A 1551-nucleotide genomic window follows, 5' to 3' on the forward strand; every position below is an offset into this window, starting at 1 on the left:
TAGCGATATGCTGTCTTATTTTTTTTATATGCTTATCCTTACAAATGGTGACAAACATTGAAGGTTAGCGACCGTAAGAAGGAAACAAAACGTCAGAAAGAATAGCTTGTAATAGTAGAAAAACAAGATCAATTACTGGGGATGTTGAAGAGTTTCTTCCAGACCTCTCTCATTAGCTATGCCAAAGTGACGCTGATCCACATTACTTGGGTTGGAGACGTATTGTTTTAAGGTAATTTGGTCAGTGAAAATGTTGTGTATATTGTTTTGATTATCACGTATTACAACATAGTTCTTTTCCTGATACACTCGAATGTAACTCTTTTGAGAAAGCTAGGTAGTTGATAAGTACCTCCCACCAAGAAGAATTTTTTGAAGCGTAGAACAAATAATAAGGCAACAATGGAACAATATATTTTAATAATCCCCAAAAGAATATGAAACCTAAAACAACTCGACGATAGAAGCAATAATAAATAATTTTCTGGTTCTGCTTCTTTGAAGAAGTTTTCTTCCGAGAAACAGAAAAACCCTAGTGGTACTATGGTTAATATGGTTATGAACAGATACACAAAAGCATAATAAAAATACAGCCTATTATTGAAATCGATTGGATTTCGATTTAGCTCAATAAATGAAATAAGATTTAAATATTTTTTTCGGTCCAGATAATTGATTCCAATTATAAGCAATTCCTCTCAGTCGATGTATTTTATAATTAAAGTAGACTTCCCGATAAATCATTTATCGGTATTACCAATGCGAAATGAATTTTTATGGTAAAATAAAGACATGAATGACAGTAGACAGTAGGAGTGATATAACGATGAAATGGAAACAAGTCAGAGAGTTGTTCCCTGACCAATTTGTTTTGATTTCCATACTCGATTATACCGAGCAAGAAGATAAAAAAATCGTGACGGAAGTTGCCCCAATACGAGCAGTTCCCGCATTAGATGCAAACAAGGCATTTTTTAGTGCCGAGCCAGGTAGTATTGTTTATCACACTTCCAATGAGGACTGTATTATCCATTTGCGTAAGGATCCGCTATTGAGAGTGAGACGCGGCTCATGAAGATGAATTATGACGGACAGCTCCTGACTGCTGCAATCACTCTTTGTTATCGTGGGAAAACGTTGCAGGTTACCGATATTATTATTGATACAGGCTCTACACATACTGTTTTTAACCCTGATACTTTGGAAGCTATTGGAGTAACGTATGAAAATGGGGATCCCGTTTATGAAGCGTATGGCATCGGTGGTACCGTTCCTTTTTATACGAAAGTTATGGACTACATCCAGCTTGATAAGCTAAAAGCAGAGAAAATAGAGGTCGATGTTGGCATGCTTCCCAAGTCGCATAAGGGACTGCTCGGACTGGATATTCTAAAAACACATGGTTTTATTGTGGATATGGATAAACTTGAACTCTACACGCCTATTTCCCGCTGACAGATAGTTTTTCTTATCATGAGCTGGCTGCCTTCCTTGTAATATCCCAGTGTACTCTAAATCATATTTCTAATGTCATGCAAAAGCTGAACGTAA

At 36.4% G+C, this 1551-nt stretch carries 2 protein-coding genes; both read left to right on the forward strand.

Annotated features, from left to right (window positions below):
* Positions 1-826: 826 nt before the first annotated feature.
* Positions 827-1075 (forward strand): hypothetical protein, encoded by a 249-nt coding sequence (locus A7975_RS17185; RefSeq protein ID WP_065385466.1) that lies wholly within the window; start codon positions 827-829, stop codon positions 1073-1075.
* Entirely contained in the window at positions 1072-1455 is a 384-nt protein-coding gene (locus tag A7975_RS17190; protein WP_053377274.1) for a retropepsin-like aspartic protease, read from the forward strand. The genes A7975_RS17185 and A7975_RS17190 overlap by 4 nt, the downstream gene beginning before the upstream one ends.
* Positions 1456-1551 lie beyond the last annotated feature (96 nt).

The sequence above is a fragment of the Bacillus sp. FJAT-26390 genome (assembly GCF_001682865.1).
GTDB lineage: Bacteria > Bacillota > Bacilli > Paenibacillales > Paenibacillaceae > Pristimantibacillus.